Here is a 16,442-nt window from a genome sequence, read left to right on the forward strand (position 1 = left end):
TAGCGGCAGGGGGCAGTGAACTCAATCGGCCTCGAAAAAGGGCGGGCGACCGCCTATATCCATTTCATGAACATGATGCCCACCCTGATAGCGATTGCGCTGCTTTTGCCCGCCGCCGCTGCGGCACAAGAAGAGCGCCCGACCTCACTGGATGTGCCTGAATTGCACGGGCAGGAAAATCCGGCGCCTGCGCCGGAACAGCGCCGCAGCTTCGTGCCGGGCCATACTGGTGAAACCGGCACCTGGGTCCGTCCGCAATACAGGGATGGCGGGCCGCCGCCGCTCGGACCCGATGGACGGCCGCGCGGCTACCGGCCCGGCGGCTATGACTCCGACGGGCGCTGGCAGCCGGGCGGGCCGAACTAGGCGAGCTTGCCTTCGATTGCCTTGGCGTAAAGCGTTTCGTACTCCCCGCGCGTCATGGGCAGCGGGTTGCCGCCGGAGCAGGGATCTTCGAGCGCCATGGGCGCCGCTTCCGGAATGACGTCGGTATCGACGCCGATTTCCTTCAGCGTGTGCGGAATGCCCACTTCCTCGCGAAGCGCGAGAACCCAATCGACAAAGCCATTGAAGCTCTGGTTCTTGAGGCCGAGATAGCGCGCGGCGGCGGTGAGCTTTTCCTCCACCGCCTTCTGGTTGTGGACGAGCACATAGGGCATCACCACGGCATTGGTGAGGCCGTGATGCGTGCCGCGCAGCGACGAGCAGGGATGGCTCATGGCATGCATGGCGCCGAGGCCCTTCTGGAAGGCGGTCGCGCCCATCGAGGAGGCCGCCATCATGAAGGCGCGGGCATCCACATTGCTGCCGCGCTTCGTCGCTTCCGGCAGCCATTCCTTGCAGAGCCGCATGCCTTCAAGCGCCACGCCCTGGGCAAGCGGGTGCCAGAAGGGCGAGCAGAAGGCTTCGAGGCTGTGCGACAGCGCGTCCATGCCCGTCGCCGCCGTGATATGCGGCGGCAGGCCGATGGTGAGCTCGGGGTCGGCGATGACATCGACCGGCATCATCTTCGGATGGAAGATGATCTTCTTCGTGTGGTCGCTCTCATCGGTGATGACGGCGGCGCGGCCGACTTCCGAGCCCGTGCCCGCCGTGGTCGGCACAGCGATGACGGGAGCGATGCCTTTCGGGTCGGCGCGCGTCCACCAGTCCTCGCGATCTTCATAGTCCCACATGGGGCGCGTCTGGCCGGACATGAAGGCGATGGCCTTGCCCGCATCCATGGCGCTGCCGCCGCCGAAGACGATGACGCCGTCATGCTTGCCGCGCGCAAAGGCCTTGAGGCCCAGTTCCACATCGGCGCCGACGGGGTTCGGGTGGACATCCGCGAAGATCGCGGCGGCGAGGCCGTTCTTCTCGAGGAGGGCCAGCGCCTCGGCGATCATCGGCAGCGGCTTCAGGCCGGGATCGGTGACGAGAAGCGGGCGCTCGATGCCAGCCGCGCCGCAGGCCTCGGCGAGTTCCTTGATGCGGCCCGCGCCGAAGCGGATCTTGGTCGGGAAGTTCCAGTTGCCGGTGACGCTCGGATAGGTGTCGATCATTTTGTCTTTGTTCTCAGGTGATAGCTCTTCGGGCGGGTGAGGTGTTCATAGCCGACGCGGGAGAGCGTTGCGCCACGACCGGTATCCTTGACACCGGTCCAGGCAAGGGCAGGGTCGAGATAGTCGCAGCGGTTGAGGAAGAAGGTGCCGGTGTCGATCCGTTCGCCGATCTTCTCGCCAGCCTCTTCGTCTTCCGTCCAGACGGAAGCGGTGAGACCGAGCGTGCTGTCGTTCATCAGGCCGATGGCTTCCTCGTCCGACGTAACCTTCATGATGCCGATGACGGGGCCGAAGGTTTCCTCCCGCATCACGTCCATCTGGTGGTTCACATCGACCAGCACCTCGGGTCCGAGATAGGGCGTACCGGCCTTCGAGGCGGGGAAATGCGCCTCGCCGATCAGGGCCTTCGCGCCAGCGCGTTTTGCCTGCTCGATCTGGCCGCGCACGAAAGTGGCTGCGGAAGCGCGCACCATCGGGCCGATGGTCGTGTCCGGATCGAGGGGGCTGCCGAGCTTGTATTTCTTCGCGAGGTCCGCGAAGCCTTCTACGAATTCGTCATAGACATCGGCATGGACATAGAGCCGTTCCTTGCCGCAGCAGGACTGGCCGGAATTGAAATAGGCGCCGTCCACCAGGTTCTCGATGGCGAAGGGCAGGTTGGCATCCGCGCGGACATAGGCCGGGTCCTTGCCGCCAAGTTCGAGGCCGATATCGATGAAGCGGTCGACGGCGGCGCGGACCACCGCATGGCCGCCCGCAACCGAGCCCGTGAAGACCACATGATCGACGCGCTTGTCGCCGATGGTGCGCTCGGTCATGTCGTGGCTCATATGGATGGCCTGGAAGAGACCATCCGGCGCGCCTGCTTTTTCAAAAGCGGTGGCGAAGCGTTCGGCGCAGAGTGGCGTCTGGCCGGAATGTTTCAGGATCACGGCATTGCCCGCCATGATGGCCGGGACGACCGAGTTCACGGCGATCAGATAGGGATAGTTCCAGGCGGCGACGGCGAGGACGACGCCCAGCGGTTCGCGGCGCACCCAGCGGCGGAAGCCTTCCTTCGGTCCCGCATCGATATCGGCCAGCGCCTCTTCGGCGATCGAGACCATGTAGCGGGCACGCTCCTCGAAGCCGCGCAGTTCGCCTGCGCCATAGGCGATGGGCCGGCCCATCTGCCAGGCGAGTTCCGGCACGATCTCGTCCTTCATGCCAAGGAACGCCTCGACGAAACGAAGGCAGAGCGAGGCGCGTTCGGCCAGTGGCACGAATTTCCATGCCGCCTGGGCTGCGTGGGCTGCGCCAAGCGCGCCGTCCACCTCGGCCCAGGTCGCCAGCGGGCGCTCGGCGTAGACGCTCCCGTCAACCGGAGAAATGACCTTCAATACGTCGCTCATCCTCGCTCAAATCCTCTCATCAGTTCCCAGTCGGTCACGCGGCGCTCATATTCGTGCTGCTCCCAGCGGCCGGTATGCAGATAGTGTTCGACGACATCCTCGCCGAGTGCGGCGCGCAACGTATCCGATTTTTCAAGTTCCGTAAGTGCGGCATGAAGGCTCTTCGGCAGCGAGGGAATGCCGGCCGTGCCATAGGCATCGCCGGTGAATTCCGGTTCGAGCTTGAGCTTGTTTTCCACACCTTCGAGACCTGCCGCGAGCAGGGCCGCATAGGCGAGGTAGGGGTTCAGGTCGGCGCCGCCAACGCGGCATTCGATGCGCAGGCTCTTGCCCGTGCCGCACATGCGGAAGCCTGCCGTGCGGTTGTCGTTCGACCAGACGATGTTCGTTGGCGCGAATGAGCCATTCACGAAACGCTTGTAGGAGTTCACCTGCGGCGCGAGGAAATAGGTCATTTCGCGCGCATGGCGGAGCTGGCCCGCAAGAAACTGCTGGCAGAGTTCCGACATGCCATGGGGCTGTGCCTTGTCATCGAAGAAGAGAGCGGATTTTGCCTTCTCGTCCCAGAGCGACATGTGGATGTGGCAGGAGGAGCCGGCAAGCTCGTAATTCCACTTCGCCATGAAGGTGATGGCCTTGCCATGCAGCCAGGCTATTTCCTTGATGCCATTCTTCAGGATCGTGTGGCGGTCGGCCATTTCGAGGGCTTCGGCGTAGCGGATATTGATTTCTTCCTGTCCGGGGCCCCATTCGCCCTTTGAGTTTTCGACCGGGATGCCCGCGCCCTCAAGCCCGTTGCGGATTGCCCTCATGATCCCTTCTTCCTTGCTGGTCGCAAAGACATGGTAGTCCTCGATGTACCAGTTCGGGGTCTTTAACCCGCGATAGTACTTCTCGTGGGCGCTCTCATAGGTTTCGTCGAAGAGATAGAATTCGAGCTCGGATGCCGTGAACGCCTTCATCTTCATGGCGGCGACGCGCTTCAGCTGCTTCTTCAGGATGGAGCGCGGCGCATGAGGCACATCCTCGCCGTGGTGGTCCACCGTATCGCAGATCACCAGCGCCGTGCCGGGCAGCCAGGGGATGCGGCGCAGCGTTGCGAGATCGGGCTTCAGCGCGAAGTCGCCATAACCCTGCGCCCAGCTTGCCGCCTTGTAACCCGGCACGGGCTCCATATCGGTATCGACGGTCAGCAGGTAGTTGCAGGCATGGGTCTCGTGGACGGCGGTATCGAGGAAATAGGGGGCTGCCATGCGCTTGCCGACCAGCCGGCCCTGCATGTCGGGCATGGCCATGACCACGGTGTCGATCTCGCCGCTTGTCACGAGATCGGATAGCTGGTCGAGCGTGAGCAGTCCCTTCATTCTCAATATTCCCCGGATGTTGTCGCCAAGAGGTGAGGCGGCAACGAAAGGGCGCCCCGCCAGAAGTTCCCCCGGAGTGTAGCCGGAGGGACGGGGGAGGCCGCAAGGGGCTTACGTTGCGTCCATCGTGGCCTTTGGTTGACGCCCAAGGCGCCAGATCCCAGACTCCACGCGATTCGACCGGGGGCGTTACCGGCGGGAATGGCGGGGCTACATGACTGAGGGACAGCAGGCGCGATTGTCTGCTCATGTGATCGTTCTTGGCAATGAGAAGGGCGGGTCGGGCAAGACGACCACCGCCATGCATGTCATTGCCTATCTGCTTCGCGAAGGGTTCCGCGTCGGGTCCATCGACCTTGACGGGCGGCAGCGGTCGTTGACCCGCTATGTCGAGAACCGCAAGGCATGGGCCGAGGCGGCAAATGTGAACCTGGTGATGCCGGAACATGCGGTCATCATGAAATCGGCGGCCGCGACGGTAGCCGAAGCAAATGCGGCCGAAGAGGCGGAACTCGAGGCTACAATGGCGCGGCTTGCGGCAGCCAACGATTTTCTGGTGATCGACTGCCCCGGCAGCGACAGCAATCTTTCGCGGCTTGGCCATGCCCGGGCCGATACGCTGATCACGCCGATGAATGACAGTTTCGTCGATTTTGACCTGCTGGGCCGGGTCGATCCGCAGACCTACCGGATCAAGGGGCCAAGCGTTTACAGCGAAATGGTATGGGAAAGCCGCAAGTGTCGCGCCGTGCGCGACGGCGGCGAAATTGACTGGGTGGTGGTGCGCAACCGGCTCTCGCATCTCGATGCGAAAAACAAGCGCCGCGTGGAAGCGGTGCTGGAGGCGCTGGCCTCACGCATCGGCTTTCGGATCGGGCCGGGCTTCGGCGAGCGCGTCATTTTCCGCGAGATGTTTCCATCAGGTCTGACCTTGCTTGATCTGAGGGAAGAGGGGGTCGATACCCAGATGTCCATGTCGCATGTCGCGGCGCGCGCAGAGGTGCGGGCGCTGGTCGAAGCACTCGAACTTCCTCTGGAGAAGATCAGGTCGGAAGCTGCGGAGGCGGCGCGCGCCTAGCCGCGGCGGTTATCCCTGCTATCCGGGGTCACGGGCAGCGCCCAGTTGGCCGGGGGTATGGGGATGCACTGGATCGCCTGACGGGCGAGGCGGCCACAGGCGTTGCGCGCCTGCTGCTCGCCCTCGAAACCGCCAAAACGGGAACGGTAGAGCGTGCGGTTGTCGGCGGTATTGACCGGGATCGTGACGGGCACGGCCTTGCCGAGTTCTTCAGGCGCCGCGCGCACGGCTTTGCGGATGCTCTCCACCGCATCGGCTTCGCTCGCATAGGCGCCGATCTGGATAACCCAGGAGCCATCGGGGATGAGCGGATCGCCGTCGCGCCAGTCGCGGGCGAGTTCAGGCTCGGTGCGCGCCGGGTCGTTCATGGCGGAGCGAAGCTGCGCGTCCAGCGTGTTGGCGGGCGGGGTCGAGGCATTGGCCGGCGTGACCAGGAAGTTGCCGATCTCGCGGCCAGCCTGACGGACAGGGCCTTCGGCGGAGCGGATGGCGGCAACGGCATAGGCGGTCACGCTGTCCACTGGTGCCGCAGGCGCCGATTTAGTGACAACCGGCGCTTCGATGGGGCTGGGGGCTGCTGCGACCTCAATCGCCGGAGCGGCGACAGGAGCGGGGGCGACAGGAGCGGGCACTTCCTGCACTTCAATCGACGAAGCAAGCTGCATAAGCGCGGCGCGATCTTCGGCCGGGACGATGCCGGCAGGGCGGTCAATCGGCGCCGGTGGGAGAACGGCCGGTGCCGCAGGGCGCTGCGCCGAGGCGACCTGCGTGTTGCCGCGCTTCATGGCGACGGCGCGCGGATAGGCGCGGTCCAGAATTTCGATCATGTGATCGTCGCGGCTCTTCGCCTTCTCCCCGCCCATGACGACGCCAACGAGATACTTGTCGTCGCGCTCGACCGTGGTGGTGAGGTTGAAGCCCGAGGCGTTGGTGTAGCCCGTCTTGAGGCCCGTGGCACCCTGATAGCGGCTGAGCAACCTGTTGTGGTTCTGGATGCGGGCCTTGCCCCAGGTGAAGTTTTCCGTGCTGAAATAGTGGTAATATTGCGGGAAATCTTCACGCATGCGCATCGCGAGTGTCGCCTGGTCGCGGGCGGTGGTGATCTGCTGCTTGTTTGGAAGGCCCGAAGCATTCTTGTAGGTCGTTTTCGACATGCCGAGCGCGCGGGCCTTTTTCGTCATCATCACGGCAAAATTGTCTTCCGAGCCAGCGATGAAAGCGCCGGTTGCGGAGGCGACGTCGTTGGCGGAGCGGGTGACGAGAGCAAGGATCGCATCTTCGACGCTGATCGTCTGGCCGACGCCAAGGCCGAGCTTGGATGGCGGCTGGTTCGCGCCGCGCTGGGTCATTGTGATCCGCGATTTCAGCGTTGCTTCGCCCTTTTCGAGCTTCTCGAAAAGCAGGTAGAGCGTCATGACCTTGGTGAGCGAGGCTGGATAGCGCGGCTCGTCGGCATTTCGGGAATAGAGGACCTGGCCGGTATGCGCATCGATGACGAGCGCGGCATATTTCGGGTTGGCATGAGCCGGAAGGGCGAGCATGCAGGCCATGAGGGTCAGGCAAAGCGATGCCGCAATGCTGCCAACCCTGCCTTTAAGGTCGAAGGAAGTGCGCCCAATACTCGCGTGCGCAGGCCCCTGCATATACCCTAACCCCTCTTGCGGGCACGCTTTTCGCCAGCGCACCACCCCGAACGATATTCCCCGAGAAAACTTTAGCGTCAGAACCTCATTTTGCGAAGACCTTTAGGTGGCAAAATGATGAAATTCCTCTGATTTTCCAAGCATCTCGGTATCACACGACGATATATCGAGTGTGTTACCAAAGTATTAACATAGTTAACGAGTGTTAATTTCGTGGTACCCGGCATGGGCGGTGTCCCGGACGGCGCCATGATGGCGCCGGGCCCTTTCGAGGGCGTCGCCGGCCAGGAAAGAACCGCCGCCGCCGCTCAAGCATTGGCGAATCCAGCTAGGATTGGGCTGGTCTTTGAATTTCGATATGGTCGACTATCTAATGGTGGTGCGGCGCGCCGGATCGGACTGGCGGTACGCAAAGGATTGCAGGAACGGAATGTCGGACGACAGGCGGCGCGGTGATGAGGACGGGGGCGTTGGTACCGGCGTCATCACGAAGACGAAGCCCAAAACGAAGAAGCCCTCGCTCTACAAGGTTCTGCTCCTCAACGACGACTACACTCCGATGGAGTTTGTCGTCCATGTGCTGGAGCGGTTCTTCAACAAGGGGCGCGAGGAGGCGACTGTCATCATGCTCCATGTGCATCAGCATGGGGTGGGCATTTGCGGCCTCTATACCTATGAGGTCGCGGAGACGAAAGTGACGCAGGTGATGGATTTCGCGAGGCAGCACCAGCATCCGCTGCAATGCACGATGGAAAGAGAATAGTTGCGCGTAGAAGCTGTATAGTGGTTCAGCAGAAGAAGGGAAGGTTCGCACGTGCCGACGTTTTCACGCAGTCTGGAAGAGGGCCTTCACCGCGCACTGGCGCTCGCCAATGAGCGCCATCACGAATATGCGACGCTGGAGCACCTGCTTCTTTCCCTGATGGACGACCAGGACGCCGCCGCGGTAATGCGGGCCTGCAATGTCGATATGGACCTGCTGCGCCAGCAGCTCACCAATTATGTAGACAATGAACTGTCGAGCCTCGTGGTCGACAATGGCGAGGACTCGAAGCCGACGGCCGGTTTCCAGCGCGTCATCCAGCGTGCGGTGATCCATGTCCAGTCGTCGGGCCGCGAGGAAGTGACGGGCGCCAACGTGCTTGTCGCGATGTTCGCCGAGCGCGAGAGCCATGCCGCCTATTTCCTGCAGGAGCAGGACATGACGCGCTATGACGCCGTGAACTATATCAGCCACGGCATCGCCAAGCGCGGCGACATGAGCGAGACGCGGCCGGTGCGCGGCGCGCAGGAAGAAGTGGAAGGCGGCGGCGAGCGCGGCCGCAAGGAGCGCACGACCGAGGCGCTCGACAACTACTGCGTGAATCTCAACGAGAAGGCGAAGCAGGGCAAGATCGATCCGCTGATCGGGCGCGAGCGCGAGGTTGAGCGGACGATCCAGATTCTCTGCCGCCGTTCGAAAAACAATCCGCTTTTCGTGGGTGATCCCGGCGTCGGCAAGACGGCAATCGCCGAAGGGCTGGCGCGCCGCATCGTGAAGGGCGAAGTGCCGGACGTTCTGAAGAACGCTACGATCTTCTCGCTCGACATGGGCACGCTGCTTGCGGGTACGCGCTATCGCGGCGATTTCGAGGAGCGTATCAAGGCCGTCATCAAGGAGATCGAGGCCTATCCAGGCGCGGTCATGTTCATCGACGAGATCCATACGGTGATCGGCGCCGGCGCGACGAGCGGCGGGGCAATGGATGCCTCGAACCTGCTGAAACCTGCGCTGGCAAGCGGCTCGGTGCGCTGCATCGGCTCCACCACCTACAAGGAATATCGCCAGCACTTCGAAAAGGACCGCGCGCTGGTGCGCCGGTTCCAGAAGATCGACGTGGCCGAGCCTTCGGTGCCGGACACGATCAAGATCATCAAGGGCCTCAAGCCCTATTTCGAGGAGTTCCACAAGGTTCGCTATACCAATGATGCGGTGAAGGCGGCGGTGGAGCTGTCGGCGAAATACATGCATGACCGCAAGCTGCCCGACAAGGCGATCGACGTGATCGACGAGGCGGGCGCCTCGCAGATGCTGCTGCCGGAATCGCGCCGCAAGAAGACTATCGGCGTCACCGAGATCGAATCCGTCATTTCGACGATGGCGCGCATTCCGCCGAAGTCGGTTTCGAAGAGCGATACGGAGAAGCTGAAGGACCTCGACACGGAGCTGAAGCGCGTCGTGTTCGGGCAGGATCAGGCCATCGAGGCGCTGGCTGCATCGATCAAGCTTGCGCGGGCGGGCCTGCGCGAAGCGGAAAAGCCCATCGGCTGCTACCTCTTCTCGGGCCCCACGGGCGTCGGCAAGACGGAAGTGGCCCGCCAGCTTGCCTCAATTCTCGGCGTCGAGATGCTGCGCTTCGACATGTCGGAGTATATGGAGCGGCATACCGTGTCGCGGCTCATCGGCGCGCCGCCCGGCTATGTCGGCTTCGATCAGGGCGGGCTGCTTACCGATGGCGTCGACCAGCATCCGCATTGCGTGCTGCTGCTCGACGAAATCGAGAAGGCGCATCCCGATCTCTTCAATATCCTGCTGCAGGTGATGGATCACGGGAAGCTCACCGACCATAACGGCAAGAAGATCGACTTCCGCAATGTCGTGCTCATCATGACGACCAATGCGGGCGCCGCCGATATGGCGAAGCCCACCATCGGTTTCTCGCAGAAGAAGCGGGTGGGCGACGACGAAGACGCTATCAAGCGGCTGTTCACGCCGGAGTTCCGCAACCGTCTCGATGCCGTGGTGCCGTTCGGTCATCTGCCGAAGGAGGTCATTGCGCAGGTGGTCGAGAAGTTCGTGCTTCAGCTCGAAGCGCAGCTTGCCGACCGGAACGTAACGATCGCACTCACGCCGGAGGCGAACCAGTGGCTTGCCGAACGCGGCTATGACGAACAGATGGGTGCGCGGCCTCTGGCGCGCGTCATTCAGGAAAACATCAAGAAGCCGCTGGCAGACGAGGTTCTCTTCGGACGCCTGCTCAAGGGCGGGCATGTGGTGGTGAAAGTTGAGGACGATGCGCTCGTCTTCGACATTGAACCGGCGCAGCCGAGCAGCTCAAGCGGCGGCGGATCGAAGAAGCCGGGTGTACGCAAACCGAAGGACGGTTCGGGCGGCGGCGACGGCGGAAGCACTGTGCCGAAGGTACCGCTTCTCGTGGAGTGAATTCGGTCCGCATTGCGCGGACTGGAAGAGACAGAGGACGGTCGCGATGGAAACATCGGTGACCGTCCTTTTTCTGTGCAAGTGAAACAAGAAAACAGGGAGAGAAGAATGATCGGATATGTGATGGTCGGGACCAACGATCTCGACAAGGCGTGCGCCTTTTACGACGACCTGCTCGGCGTCATTGGTGCCAAGCGCGCGATGTCGGACCCGGGCCGTTTCGTCGGCTGGTCCAACGGCGGGCCGATGCTCGCGGTGACGAAGCCGCATGATGGCAACAAGGCGACCTTCGGCAATGGCACGATGGTCGCTCTTGCGGCTGGTTCTCGTGAAAATGTCGACAAGATGCATGCTAAGGCGTTGAGCCTTGGCGGCAAGGACGAGGGCGCGCCGGGCCTGCGCGGCGACACCTTCTACGGCGCCTATTTCCGCGACCTCGACGGCAACAAGTTCGTTGCCTTCCACATGGGCAAATAAATCATATCAGACGCGCCCAAATAAACCGGCCGCCACTTCATGAAAGTGGCGGCCTTTTTATTGGTCCGGTTGCCACGCGCCTGCGGCCTTATCCCTTGCGCAGACGGTAAATGCGAGCGTCGAGATCCGACGAGAAATAGATGTCACCGTCTTCGGCAACGGCGACGCCGGTCGGAATGAAAAGCGGCGGTGCCGATTCCGGTGCGGCAAGGCCAATCGGCAGATTGTTCTTGATGACAGTCTTCTTGCCCGAAGCGAGGTCAATGGCGGAAATGCGCTTCGCACCGACTTCGGCGACGAAGATGCGTCCATCCGGCGCGATATCAATGCCTTCCGGTGCATCGAGACCTTCAGCGACGGTTCTCATTTCGCCGCTCGCGAGATCGATATGGCGGATTTTGCCGCCGAGATTTTCGCTGACATAGAGCCCGCCTGAGCCGTCTAGTTTCAGCATGGCCGGGCCTTCAAGACCGGTTGCGATATCCGCCCTGTCCGACCAGTCGTCACCGCTGACGTGCATGACGGCGCCGCGCGCATATTCGGAGATGATGACACTGCCATCGTCCAGCACCACGGCGTCGGCCGGCGTGGCGAAGCCGTGATGAAGAGCGAGCGATGTCTCGGATGCCTGATCGAAAATCTGGACGGCGCCCGAGGTCAGGCCGGCGACGGCGATCATGCCGCCATTGGCGGAAATGCCGAGCGGATAGTCGATGTTGGACGACCAGACGCGTGCCATTTCCGACACCTGGCCGCTTTCGATATCGAATTTGCGGATCGAGAACAGGTCAGCGATATAGACGATGCCGCCAGAAATCTCGATATCGCCTGCAATGGCAAGCGGGCCGGAAACGATGGTTTCGGCGCGGCCCGTTTCCGTGTCGATATGGATGACGGCGTTGTCGGCCATGTTGGTGATGTAGAGATTGTCTTCCGCATCGAAAGCGAGATTGTCGATGGAGGGTTCGACTTCGGCGAGGAGGGTCTTTTCGCCGGTTTCGATATTCACGCGGTACACATGCCCTGCTTCCGTGTCGACCACATGCAGTTCGCCCTTCGAATTGAAGTTTGCGGCGGCGGGAGTCGCGAAGCCTTCGGCGACTACTTCCAGCGTCCCCGCATCGACATCGACGCGCACAGCCTGCTTCTTGAACCAGAGCGGACCATAGAGTTTGCCGTCGGGCCCGAAATCGAAACCGTTGAGGCCGCCCATGCCTTCCATGATCTTGCGCGGCGGATTCGCTCCGCTCGGGTCGAGTTCGTAGAGCGCATCACCGAGAAAGACCTGCGTCGCGAAGAGGCGGCCATCATCGGTCCACGCGAGCGAGTTGATGCCGGGCAGGCCCTCGGCCAGCGTCAGCAATGTGCCGTCGGGCTTGCGCGCATAGACCCTGCCGTCGAGGAACGCGGTCCAGGCAAGCGTGCCGTCCGGTCCTTCCTCGATGTCGTCGGCCATGCCCGTGGGCGGGCCTTCAAAGACGCTGGTTTCGCCGGTCTCGCGGTCCACTTCATAGATGGCGCTGCCGACAACGCTGCCTGCGAGGAGCTTTCCCGCGCCGGTGACGGTCAGCCCGTGAATGCCGTGAAAGGGGGAGGGGCCGGTGACGGCCACCATCTCATAGGACGGTTCATTTTCCGAGCAACTTGCAGCAAGCAGGGCGAGCGCGGCGGCGGCCACGCCCAGTTTAAGTCCTCGCATGATGTCCTCCCCAGAGTGACGCCGCCCCTGCTTTCCCCGGACGGCCGTCGTTTGCAATTTATCCAAGCGCCTTCTTTATCCGCTCCGCGTGACGCTTCAACTCCTCGAAGTCCGCCAGTTCGCGAGCATGGAGCTTCAGGTCGATGCCGTTCGAGCGCGGAATGATATGCGTGTGAATGTGGAAGACGGTCTGGCCTGCAGCCGCACCGTTCAGCTGCGCGATGAGGATGCCCGGCGCATCGAAGGCCTGTTTCACTGCGGCGGCGAGTTTCTTCGTCGTCTTCGCCATCGCGCCTGCATATTCCGGATCGAGGTCGAACAGGTCTTCTGCCGGGAATTTCGGAATGACGAGCGTGTGCCCTTCCGCCTGCGGCATCACATCCATGAAGGCGAGCGTCATATCGTCTTCATATACGGGAAAGCACGGCGCTTCCTTGCGGAGAATTTTCGCAAAAATGTTGTTCTGGTCGTAGGCCACGTCAGAAATCATCCTCTTGGAGTTCTTCAATCTTCGTATCGTGCCGGAAGGGCGCGTATTCGCCAAGGGCAGCAATGTCACGGTCGACATAAAGCCGCTCGCGGGCGAGGTATTCGGCGACTGCCTCCCGGAAGGAGGTATTGGCGATCCAGTGGGCGCTGTGGGTACGGACGGGAATGTACCCGCGGGCAAGCTTGTGTTCGCCCTGGGCGCCCGCCTCGACACGGGCCAGGCCTCGTTCGATGGCGAAGTCGATGGCCCGGTAATAGCAGCATTCGAAATGCAGGAAGGGGTGATGCTCGATCGCGCCCCAGTTCCGCCCGTAAAGCGCATCGCCGCCGATGAAGTTCAGCGCGCCTGCGACGAGGCGTCCGTTCCGGCGCGCCATGACAAGCAATATGTCGCGGGCCATGCGCTCGCCGATCAGGCTGAAGAATTCGCGCGTGAGATAGGGCGTGCCCCATTTGCGCGAGCCGGTGTCCATGTAGAAGGCGTAGAAGGCGTCCCAATGGTCTTCGGTGATTTCACCGTTGGTGACGCATTCGATTTCAATGCCGTTCTCCAGCGCCTTTTCGCGCTCCTTGCGGATCATCTTGCGCTTGCGCGAGGAAAGATCGGCAAGGAAGTCGTCAAAGGCGCCATAGCCCCGATTGTGCCAGTGAAATTGCTGGTCGGTTCTCTGTAAAAGACCGAGTTCACCCGCGCGCGTCCATTGCCGCTCCGGCATGAAGTTGATGTGCAGCGAAGAAACGCCGTGGTGCTTCGCCAGTTCGACGGCGCCGGCAAGGAGCATGTCTTCGGCGGCATCGCGTCCCGGTCCTGCGGGTGTGAGCAGCCGGGGGCCGGTTGCGGGCGTGAAGGGCACGGAGCATTGCAGTTTCGGATAGTACCTGCCGCCTGCATTTTCCAGTGCATTTGCCCAGCCGTGATCGAAGACATATTCGCCGCGACTGTGATTTTTCAGATAGAGCGGCATGCAGCCGGTAAGGCGGCCTTCATCTTCCTCCAGCAGCAGATGCTGGCCGAGCCAGCCTGTGCGCCGTGTGGCCGAGCCGCTTTTCTCCAGCGCATGGAGGAAGGCATGGGAGACGAAGGGGTTGTAGATCTCTCCCGGCGGATTGGCGCAGGCGTTCCAAGCGGCAGGATCGACAGAGGCAAGGCTGTCGATCACTTTCACAATGGCTGCTTCCCGGTCTCCCATACGCCAATTCTAGATGAGGGGCGAGGCTCAAGCGATCTCAAAAATCGCCTCGATCTCGACCGTGATCTGGAACGGCAGCGAGGGCGCTGCGACAGCGGAGCGTGCATGACGTCCGGCATCTCCGAAGATTTCGACAAGGAGGTCCGACGCACCGTTGATGACGGCGGGCTGCTGGTCGAAGTCCAGTGTCGCATTGACGAAACCGAGGAGTTTCACGCAGCGCGTCACCCGGTCGAGATCGCCGCCGCAGGCGGCCTTCAACTGGGCGAGCACATTCAACATGGTCAGGCGGGCGGCTGCCCTGCCTGCGTCGATGTCATGGTCCTTGCCGAGCTTTCCCTGATATTCGATGCCCTTGGCGCCCATCGGTCCCTGGCCGGAAATAAAGACGAGATTGCCAGTTACGACATAGGGTACATAGGTGCCGGCAGGGCCAGCCGGGGCCGGCAGTTCGATCCCGAGTTCCTTCAGTCGCGCGTCGATTTTTCCGGCCATTTCGGTGTTTCTCCCCAAGCGCAGTTGCCGTGATTTCCTCTGCGTTATACCTATCGTCAAAGCGCCAGAGACGAAAGCCCGGAGACAAGCCAGATGCCCGAAGCGCGGATGCCCGCCGATGACGGTTTTTTCATGCCTGCCGAATGGGAGCCGCATGAAGGGTGCTGGATGCAATGGCCGTCTCGCGCGGATGTATGGGGCGAGCGCCTGCCGCAGGCCTATGCGGCCTATGCGCAGGTGGCGCGCGCTATTGCCGGGTTCGAACCCGTGTCAATGGTCTGCCGGCCGGAGGACGAAGCGCAGGTGAAGCTCGCCTGCGGGCGCGGCGTCACGCCGGTGCCGATCCCGATTGACGATAGCTGGGCGCGCGATTCAGGCCCGATCTTCGTGATCGACGGCAAGGGCCATGTGGCGGGTACGCATTGGGGCTTCAATGCCTGGGGCAATACCTATCACGGCTATGAGAACGATGCGGCGGTCGGAGGGCGCATTCTCGATCATCTCGGCATGCGCAAATACACGTGCAACATGGTGTTCGAGGGCGGTTCGATTTCCGCCGACGGCTTCGGGACATTGCTGACGACCGAGGAATGCCTGCTCAATGACAACCGGAACCCGGAACTGACGCGGCAGCAGATCGAGGAAAATCTTGCGCTGATGCTCGGTGTGCGTCGGATCATCTGGCTCGACCGGGGATTGCAGGATGACGAGACGAGCGGCCATGTCGACATGATCGCCTCATTCGCAGGCGAGGGCCGTGTGCTGCTCTATATGCCGGACGACAAGATGGACCCGAACTACGGGTTGATGCAGGACAACAGGCAGCGGCTTGAAGCAGCCCGCGATGCGCGAGGGCAGAAGCTTGAAATTATTGAGATGCCGCAGCCGCAGCGGCAGATGCGGCGGCCGGACGGGCGCAGGCTCTGCACTTCTTATGTGAACGCCTATATCGCCAATGGCGCCGTCATCATGCCGACCTATGACGACCCGAACGACGAACGCGCGGCGGCGATCATGGCAGAGGCATTTCCGGGGCGGAAGATCGTGAGTGTGCCGGCGCTCGAAATCGCGGCAGGCGGCGGCTCGATCCACTGCATCACGCAGCAGCAGCCGAAAGGCATCGCCGTCAAATAGGCGTCAGCCGTTCGTCGTCAGGCGGGCGGCGCGTCCGCCATGCTGCTTGTCGGCATACATGGCGCGGTCTGCGCGTTCGATCAGGCTCTCGGCGTCGGTGTCCCCACTATAGGCGGCAAGGCCGAGGCTCGCGCTCACTGAAATTACGGTGCCTTTGCAGCGGACTTCGAGTTCCGAAACGCCGCGGACCAATTCGCGCGCACGTTCGCGGGCGCGCTTGTGTTCGGCGCGGACAAAGAGAATCGCGAATTCGTCGCCGCCGAGACGCGCGGCATAGTCGGTCGAGCGGATGCCTTTCGCGATATAGGCGCCGACGGTGCGCAACACCTCGTCGCCGACATTGTGGCCGAAGCGGTCGTTGACTTCCTTGAAGCCGTTGAGATCGATATAGGCGAGGAGGCCGGTTTCGTCGTATCGCGCGGCGCTGGACAGATTGCGGCGGATGATTTCACCGAAGCCGCGGCGATTGAGCAGCCCGGTCAGTTCGTCAGTCTGGGTGAGCGCCTCGAGATGGCGGATGCGGGCATTGAGTTCGGCAATCCGTGCCTCGGTCTGCTTGGCGAAACCGAGGGCCTGGTTGACGAGCGTCTCGTTGGCGAGGCTGCGTCCGAGGTTGAGGTTGCGCCGGAACCGTTCGGTTTGCGGGTCGCGGTCAAGCGCGCTGTCTGGCAGGACAGCCGATCCGCCAGTTTCGTCCGGCAATTCGAATGCGCGTTTCAGATAGGCCATCGCTCATTTC

Annotated in this window: 15 protein-coding genes; 6 read left to right on the forward strand and 9 right to left on the reverse strand. The window is 62.2% G+C overall.

Annotated elements, in window-relative coordinates; genetic code table 11:
* Nucleotides 1–15: 15 nt before the first annotated feature.
* Complete coding sequence (locus ACK4FH_RS11145; RefSeq protein WP_409813585.1) at nt 16–366, forward strand: hypothetical protein; 351 nt, start codon at nt 16–18, stop codon at nt 364–366.
* Here ACK4FH_RS11145 and ACK4FH_RS11150 read toward each other — a convergent pair.
* The 3 genes from ACK4FH_RS11150 to ACK4FH_RS11160 are packed head-to-tail and all read right to left on the reverse strand — an operon-like array spanning nt 363 to nt 4,296.
* Nucleotides 363–1,541, reverse strand: a complete 1,179-nt coding sequence (locus ACK4FH_RS11150; protein ID WP_409813588.1) for an iron-containing alcohol dehydrogenase — start codon at nt 1,539–1,541, stop codon at nt 363–365. The genes ACK4FH_RS11145 and ACK4FH_RS11150 overlap by 4 nt on opposite strands.
* Nucleotides 1,538–2,932 carry an aldehyde dehydrogenase family protein gene (locus ACK4FH_RS11155; RefSeq protein ID WP_409813591.1) on the reverse strand — a complete coding sequence of 465 codons (1,395 nt, stop codon included), beginning with the start codon at nt 2,930–2,932 and terminating at the stop codon, nt 1,538–1,540. Before ACK4FH_RS11155 ends, ACK4FH_RS11150 begins: the two co-directional genes overlap by 4 nt.
* Nucleotides 2,929–4,296: a glutamine synthetase family protein gene (locus ACK4FH_RS11160; protein WP_409813594.1), complete on the reverse strand. Its 1,368-nt coding sequence runs from the start codon at nt 4,294–4,296 to the stop codon at nt 2,929–2,931. Before ACK4FH_RS11160 ends, ACK4FH_RS11155 begins: the two co-directional genes overlap by 4 nt.
* A gap of 214 nt (nt 4,297–4,510) precedes the next feature.
* Here ACK4FH_RS11160 and ACK4FH_RS11165 point away from each other — a divergent pair, with 214 nt between their 5' ends.
* Entirely contained in the window at nt 4,511–5,374 is an 864-nt protein-coding gene (locus ACK4FH_RS11165; protein WP_409813596.1) for a division plane positioning ATPase MipZ, read from the forward strand.
* Here ACK4FH_RS11165 and ACK4FH_RS11170 read toward each other — a convergent pair.
* Complete coding sequence (locus ACK4FH_RS11170; protein ID WP_409813599.1) at nt 5,371–6,924, reverse strand: D-alanyl-D-alanine carboxypeptidase; 1,554 nt, start codon at nt 6,922–6,924, stop codon at nt 5,371–5,373. The genes ACK4FH_RS11165 and ACK4FH_RS11170 overlap by 4 nt on opposite strands.
* A 523-nt stretch (nt 6,925–7,447) precedes the next feature.
* On the opposite strand from ACK4FH_RS11170, the gene clpS reads away from it, so the two are divergent.
* From clpS to ACK4FH_RS11185, 3 genes are all read left to right on the forward strand, one after another.
* Nucleotides 7,448–7,780, forward strand: a complete 333-nt coding sequence (gene clpS, locus ACK4FH_RS11175; protein ID WP_409668925.1) for an ATP-dependent Clp protease adapter ClpS — start codon at nt 7,448–7,450, stop codon at nt 7,778–7,780.
* 51 nt (nt 7,781–7,831) lie between these two features.
* Nucleotides 7,832–10,219 (forward strand): ATP-dependent Clp protease ATP-binding subunit ClpA, encoded by a 2,388-nt coding sequence (gene clpA, locus ACK4FH_RS11180; RefSeq protein ID WP_409813602.1) that lies wholly within the window; start codon nt 7,832–7,834, stop codon nt 10,217–10,219.
* Between the two features lie 108 nt (nt 10,220–10,327).
* Nucleotides 10,328–10,696 carry a VOC family protein gene (locus ACK4FH_RS11185; protein WP_409813603.1) on the forward strand — a complete coding sequence of 123 codons (369 nt, stop codon included), beginning with the start codon at nt 10,328–10,330 and terminating at the stop codon, nt 10,694–10,696.
* A gap of 88 nt (nt 10,697–10,784) precedes the next feature.
* On the opposite strand, the gene ACK4FH_RS11190 is transcribed toward ACK4FH_RS11185, so the two are convergent.
* Genes ACK4FH_RS11190 through ACK4FH_RS11205 form a run of 4 tightly spaced genes read right to left on the reverse strand, consistent with a single transcriptional unit; the run spans nt 10,785 to nt 14,569 of the window.
* Nucleotides 10,785–12,395, reverse strand: a complete 1,611-nt coding sequence (locus ACK4FH_RS11190; protein ID WP_409813606.1) for a hypothetical protein — start codon at nt 12,393–12,395, stop codon at nt 10,785–10,787.
* A gap of 58 nt (nt 12,396–12,453) precedes the next feature.
* Nucleotides 12,454–12,885 (reverse strand): HIT family protein, encoded by a 432-nt coding sequence (locus ACK4FH_RS11195; protein ID WP_409813608.1) that lies wholly within the window; start codon nt 12,883–12,885, stop codon nt 12,454–12,456.
* Nucleotides 12,875–14,074, reverse strand: a complete 1,200-nt coding sequence (locus ACK4FH_RS11200; RefSeq protein ID WP_409813610.1) for a GNAT family N-acetyltransferase — start codon at nt 14,072–14,074, stop codon at nt 12,875–12,877. Before ACK4FH_RS11200 ends, ACK4FH_RS11195 begins: the two co-directional genes overlap by 11 nt.
* Before the next feature lie 27 nt (nt 14,075–14,101).
* A complete protein-coding gene (locus ACK4FH_RS11205) occupies nt 14,102–14,569 on the reverse strand; it encodes a RidA family protein (RefSeq protein ID WP_409813613.1) in 468 nt (155 codons plus the stop codon).
* 93 nt (nt 14,570–14,662) lie between these two features.
* Here ACK4FH_RS11205 and ACK4FH_RS11210 point away from each other — a divergent pair, with 93 nt between their 5' ends.
* The gene (locus tag ACK4FH_RS11210; RefSeq protein WP_409813616.1) at nt 14,663–15,703 is read left to right on the forward strand and encodes an agmatine/peptidylarginine deiminase; all 1,041 of its coding nucleotides are present in this window, start codon (nt 14,663–14,665) and stop codon (nt 15,701–15,703) included.
* Nucleotides 15,704–15,706: 3 nt separating this feature from the next.
* Here the strand turns inward: ACK4FH_RS11210 and ACK4FH_RS11215 are convergent, their stop codons facing one another.
* The gene (locus ACK4FH_RS11215) at nt 15,707–16,432 is read right to left on the reverse strand and encodes a GGDEF domain-containing protein (RefSeq protein WP_409813619.1); all 726 of its coding nucleotides are present in this window, start codon (nt 16,430–16,432) and stop codon (nt 15,707–15,709) included.
* Between the last annotated feature and the right edge of the window lie 10 nt (nt 16,433–16,442).

This window comes from Parvibaculum sp. (genome assembly GCF_046297875.1).
Taxonomy (GTDB): Bacteria; Pseudomonadota; Alphaproteobacteria; order Parvibaculales; family Parvibaculaceae; genus Parvibaculum.